5 protein-coding genes are annotated in these 5,457 nt (G+C 67.1%); 4 read left to right on the forward strand and 1 reads right to left on the reverse strand.

Annotated features, from left to right (window positions below; translation table 11 throughout):
• The 4 genes from B1964_RS20715 to B1964_RS20730 all read left to right on the forward strand — a co-directional run.
• A partial coding sequence (locus B1964_RS20715) for a Dyp-type peroxidase (RefSeq protein ID WP_139765816.1) occupies positions 1-725 on the forward strand: 725 nt, incomplete at its 5' end.
• 95 nt (positions 726-820) lie between these two features.
• Positions 821-2,029: an ATP-binding protein gene (locus B1964_RS20720; protein WP_020173275.1), complete on the forward strand. Its 1,209-nt coding sequence runs from the start codon at positions 821-823 to the stop codon at positions 2,027-2,029.
• Entirely contained in the window at positions 2,026-2,667 is a 642-nt protein-coding gene (locus B1964_RS20725; RefSeq protein ID WP_006369941.1) for a response regulator transcription factor, read from the forward strand. Before B1964_RS20720 ends, B1964_RS20725 begins: the two co-directional genes overlap by 4 nt.
• Positions 2,668-2,785: 118 nt before the next feature.
• A complete protein-coding gene (locus B1964_RS20730; protein WP_079931116.1) occupies positions 2,786-4,771 on the forward strand; it encodes a DUF2339 domain-containing protein in 1,986 nt (661 codons plus the stop codon).
• A gap of 17 nt (positions 4,772-4,788) precedes the next feature.
• Here the strand turns inward: B1964_RS20730 and B1964_RS20735 are convergent, their stop codons facing one another.
• A complete protein-coding gene (locus B1964_RS20735) occupies positions 4,789-5,295 on the reverse strand; it encodes an alpha/beta fold hydrolase (RefSeq protein ID WP_006369943.1) in 507 nt (168 codons plus the stop codon).
• Positions 5,296-5,457: the final 162 nt, after the last annotated feature.

A 5,457-nucleotide genomic window follows, 5' to 3' on the forward strand; every position in this document is an offset into this window, starting at 1 on the left:
ACGGCGACCTCTCGTTGCAACTGTGCGCCAATCACCCCGACACCATTCATCACGCGATCCGCGACATCCCCCGTCACACCCGCGGCGCGATGCAGATCCGGTGGAAGATCGAGGGATACAACTCGCCGCCGCGCCCTTCGGGGACGGCACGGAACCTGTTGGGGTTCAAGGATGGTACCGCCAACCCGACCGGGTCCGAGGCGCAATCGCTGGTGTGGGTGGATGATCCGCGTGAACCGCGGTGGGCTCGGGGTGGCAGTTATCAGGTGGTGCGACTGATCCGGATGCTCGTCGAATTCTGGGACCGCGTGTCGATCAACGAGCAGGAGAACATGTTCGGCCGCCGCCGAGACACCGGTGCACCACTGGACGGCAACGCCGAGTTCGACACCCCGAACTACGCGGCCGACCCGAAGGGCACCGTCATCCCGCTCGACGCGCACATTCGCATCGCCAACCCTCGCACACCGGCCACCGAGAACCAGCGCCTCATCCGCCGCTCCTACAACTACGATCTGGGCGTCGACGCGAACGGCAACATCCAGGCCGGCCATGTCTTCCTCGCCTATCAGCAGGACGTGGTGCGCCAGTTCGAGACGATCCAGTTGCGCCTCGTCGGCGAGCCCCTCATCGACTACGTGCAGCCGTTCGGGGGTGGCTATTTCTTCGTGGTACCCGGTGTCCGCTCGGCCGACGACTGGTACGCCAGTGGCCTCCTGGCCTGACAGCGGTCAATTCCGCCGGTCGGTGACGGCTAGGATTGGTTGCACCACCATGGTCGTGTGCACACGGCCGTACCACCAGTACCTGCGGGGTGAGGATGCCGAAGTCACCGCAATCGGTCACCCCTGTCTCCACCGGGCTCGACCGCATATTCTCGCCCTGGCTACGCGTCGACGACCTCGATCCCGTCGGCCCGCTGTGGCGGGCCGCGCAGATCTTCCGGCTCGCATCCTTCTGCTATGCACTGGGCTTTCAGATCGTCGTGAACCACGACCTGGATCGGCCGGGCCTGACGTGGGCGTTGTTCGGCTTGTTGGCCGTCGCCAACATCTGGTGGGCGGCGGGCTATCTCGTGGGATTCGGCCGGCGCTGGTGGTTCGTGGCGTCGGAAGTCGCGGTCTCGGCGGTGATGATGCTGTCGACCTCCTACGTCGCCGACATGGCTTGGGTGGCGAACAACCAGACCTGGCCGACGACACTCTGGATGACCAATTGCGTTCTCTCCAGCGCACTTCTGGGCGGGCCCTGGTGGGGCCTGCTGGGCGGGGCCGCGGTGGGGTTGACCAACTTCTATGTGAAGGGCGAGATCATCCTCAACTTCGGCCGCAACGCCACCGCGTTGCTGCTGTTGATGACCGGCATGGCGATCGGGCTCGCCGCGTCGCGGGCGCGCGTCACCCATGAACGGCTGACCATCGCGATCCGCGCGGCCGCGCAGGCCGCCGAACGCGAACGCCTTGCCCGTGAGGTGCACGACGGCGTGCTGCAGGTGCTCGCACTGGTCGCCCGACGAGGCACCGAGATCGGTGGTGAGACAGCACAACTCGCGGCTCTGGCGGCCCAACAGGAGCAGCGCCTGCGCCGGCTGATCGCAGCGCGGCCGGTCGACGGTGGCTCCGACGCGCAAACCGATCTCGCTGCAGCGCTGCAAGCCCTGGCCGCCGACGGGGTGTCGGTCAGCGCACCGCCCGATCCGGTTCCGCTACCGGCAACGGTTCTCGCCGAGGTCATGTCGGCCATCGACAACATCCTCACCAATTCCGCACTGCACGCCGGGCCGGAGGCACACAGTTATGTCCTTCTCGAGGATCTCGACGACGAGGTGATCATCAGCGTCCGCGACACCGGGGTGGGGATCGCGCCGGGTCGGCTCGCGCAAGCGAGAAGTGAAGGCCGGATGGGTATCGATCGTTCGATCGTCGGACGCATCGAACACCTCGGCGGCAGGGCACAATTACATTCGGCGCCGGGCATGGGAACCGAGTGGGAGCTGACGATCCCGGTGGAGAAAGGCCGACGACGATGACAGTACGTGTGATGGTGGTCGACGATCACCCGATGTGGCGCGACGGGGTCGCCCGCGACCTGACCGACGAAGGGTTCGAGGTGGTCGCCACCGCCGATGGGGTGCGCGCGGCAACCGTCCGCGCCGCGGCGGTCCAGCCCGACGTGGTGCTGATGGACATGCAGATGCCCGACGGCAGTGGCGCGCAGGCGACCACCGAACTCCTCGCCGTCTGCCCGGGCGCCCGGGTGCTGGTGCTCTCGGCGTCCGACGAACGCGACGACGTCCTCGACGCCGTCAAGGCAGGTGCCACCGGTTATCTCGTGAAGAGCGCTCACCGCGACGAATTGGTGGCGGCGGTCCGCGCAACCGCCGAGGGGCAGGCCGTGTTCACGCCCGGCCTGGCCGGGTTGGTCCTCGGCGAGTATCGGCGGATCGCGCGCGATCCGGGTCCCGACACCCCCGTACTCACCGACCGGGAGACCCAGGTGCTGCGTGAGGTCGCCAAGGGTCTGTCGTCGAAGCAGATCGCCACGAGGCTGTCGATCAGCCCGCGTACCGTCGAGAACCACGTGGGCGCGACCCTGCGGAAACTACAGCTGGCCAACCGGGTCGAACTGGCCCGGTACGCCATCGAACACGGCCTCGACGACGACTGAACACCATCCGACCGAACGACGCCGACCAGGGCTCCTCCGCAGGTCAGCGGGCTTCACTCACGGCATCCGGGTAGATCTACTCAAGATCGGCAGCCTCCGGGCCAGCACAGTTGTCCCCATGAACCACACACCTGCCCCCGGCGGGCCCACGCCCGCCCCGAGTGACACGACGGTCACGGTCCTCGAGCGGATCAGCGGCCAGTTTGCCGACATCGCCCGCTCCATGACCTCCATCTCCGACGACATGACCACGTTGCAGAGCATCCTCGGTGCCGCGCCCGTCCCGCCGCAGCCGTCTCCTCAACCGGTTCCGCCGCAAGCCGTCCCGCCCTCGCCTCATCAGCATCAGCCGATGCCTGCGCCCTATGCGATCCCCACCTATCAGCCGGTGCGGCCCGCGCCGTACGCGATGCCGGCGGGACCGATGCCGGTGGGACCCATGCCGGTTGGGCCGATACCACCCCGCCCGTCCTATCCTCCGGCCGGCCATCGTCCACCGATACCACCGAGAAAGACGATGTCCGAACGGATCTCGCAGGCCGCTGAACGTGGACTCGTCGGCAAGCTCCTTGCCGCGGCCGGCGTCGGGATCACGTTGATCGGCGTGGTGCTGTTACTGGTTCTGGCCGCGCAGGCCGGTCTGCTCCGGCCGGAGCTACGGGTGGCCGGCGGCGCACTATTGGCTGTCGCACTCGTCGGCGTCGGTGCCGTTCTCGGCCGAGATGCCAGAAGGCGTTCGGGTGCTGCGGCTCTCGTTGCCACCGGCGTGGCCACCGCGCTGTTCGACGTGCTGGCGATCACCGCGATCTATCACTGGGTACCCGACTACGCCGCGCTCATTCTGGCGGCCGTCATTGCCGCAGGTGGTCTCGGGATAGCGCACTGGTGGGACAGCCAGGCACTGGCGTTGATGGTCGGAATCCCGCTGGTGGTGTTCGCGCCGTTCATCACCGGCGAGATCGACGACGTGCTCGTCGGTTTCTTGCTCGGTTACACCGCCGCCACCCTGTGGATTCAACTGGGACGCAACTGGATTGCGATGTTCGCAACCAATACGGCGGTCGCCACGCTCCCCCTGTGTTACGCGGTGGTCGAGGGCATGCTCACCTCCCCGGATGCTGTGCAGTGGTTCGTCGTCATCGCTCTGGGCCTCAACATGCTCCTTGCGACGGGCTCGGCGCTTGTCCTGCTTCGTAGTTCGACGCAACCGCTGATCGTGACGCTCGTCGCGAGCGCCACTTTGGTGCCGATGCTCGGGGCAACTCCGGTCGCAGGCCCGATGGTCGCCTCGATCATGCTGGCGCTGACAGCCGTCGTCCTGGCGACTCTGGCGCTGGGTACCGACCACCTGCGCGGTGTCACATCCGCGGTACGGACGGTGTGGCTGGCGGCAGGTGCGGTTGCCACCTGCGGTGCGCTGATGGCCGGTCTCGACGGCCCCGGTCTCGTCATCGGGCTTGCCGGCGTCGGCTTCGTCGTCGCTGTTGGCGCTTACGTCACAAATCAATTGGCGTTGCAGTTGCGGATCGTCGGCACCGTGTTCACCGGCCTCGCGCTATTCGGCTCGATGTCCCTCGGAGCCATCGATCGCATGGTGCTCAGGAACTCGTTGTCAGCGACCACGCAGGCTCAGTTGGTGATCGTCGCGGCGGTATCGCTTGCCGCGGTCGCCACGCTGACCTGGTCGTGGGCCCGCGTTCGTCGCTGCGACGTGCCCACCATCGGGACCATCGGCAGCCTGATCTCTCTGGGACTGGTCACCGAGATCTGCGTCGGCCTCGGTGGCGCCATCAGTGGCGGCGCTGACAGCGGGTTCCGCGCGGGACACACCGTCGCGACCATCACATGGGTGCTGACCGCCGCAGCCGGCCTCATCTGGGCTCGTCGACTCCACGGCTCGTCCCGCACCCTCACGGTGACGGTGAGCCTGGTGATCGTCGCCGCCGCGGTCGCCAAGTTGTTCCTCTTCGACCTCGCCGCCCTCGACGGGCTGTTCCGGGTCATCGCCTTCATCGTCGTCGGATTGCTCCTGTTGACGCTCGGTGTGGTCTACGCACAGTCGTTGAACTCCGACGACGGCCGGGCGCATCCGAGGACCCCGTGACCGTCGTGGCCTCGCACTCAGCTGCCGGCCGCAACGATCTGCTCTGCCAGACCATCGAATTGGTGTCCACCCGAGGGATATTCATGGACGCGGCCCGACGGCAGCAGTGCAGCGTTGAGGGCGAGGTGATCGGCGCCGACGACCATGTCATCGCGGCAGTGGTGCAACGAGACGGCGATCGAGGGCTGCGGACTCGTGAGTGCGTATTCGGCGAGATCCCAGCCGTCGGGGCCCCAGTTGGGCATGGCCAACAACATCACCGACGCCGGGGTCGGTCGGGCCGTCTCCGCGAGAACCCGCAGCAGGATCGACGCTCCGAAGGAATGACCGACGACGACGTCATCGGCGCGCGTGCGCGAGAGCGCGATACGGACGGACTTCGCCCAGCTCTCGTAGGACATGTCGTCCGCAGGCATCCGCGGGTAACGCACCACCGCGTTGAGCGCGGCGCCGAGTTCGTCGGCGAGCGTGGCGTCGTCGACGAATCCGCCCGCTCCGTGCAGAAACAACAGTCGTCTGGTCATGATGGCCCCCTTGCGTCGGAGAGTTGCTCACGAGGTTGACCACCGGGACCGACAGAACTCATCGGCCTGTTCTCCCACCGGGTTGAGAACTCCTCCCGATGGCCGACAGCCCCTCCCACTCAGCGGTCGACAGCCCCTCCCACTCGGTCGTCGAGAGCCGCT

Source organism: Gordonia sp. i37 (genome assembly GCF_002043085.1).
Classification (GTDB): Bacteria; Actinomycetota; Actinomycetes; order Mycobacteriales; family Mycobacteriaceae; genus Gordonia; species Gordonia polyisoprenivorans.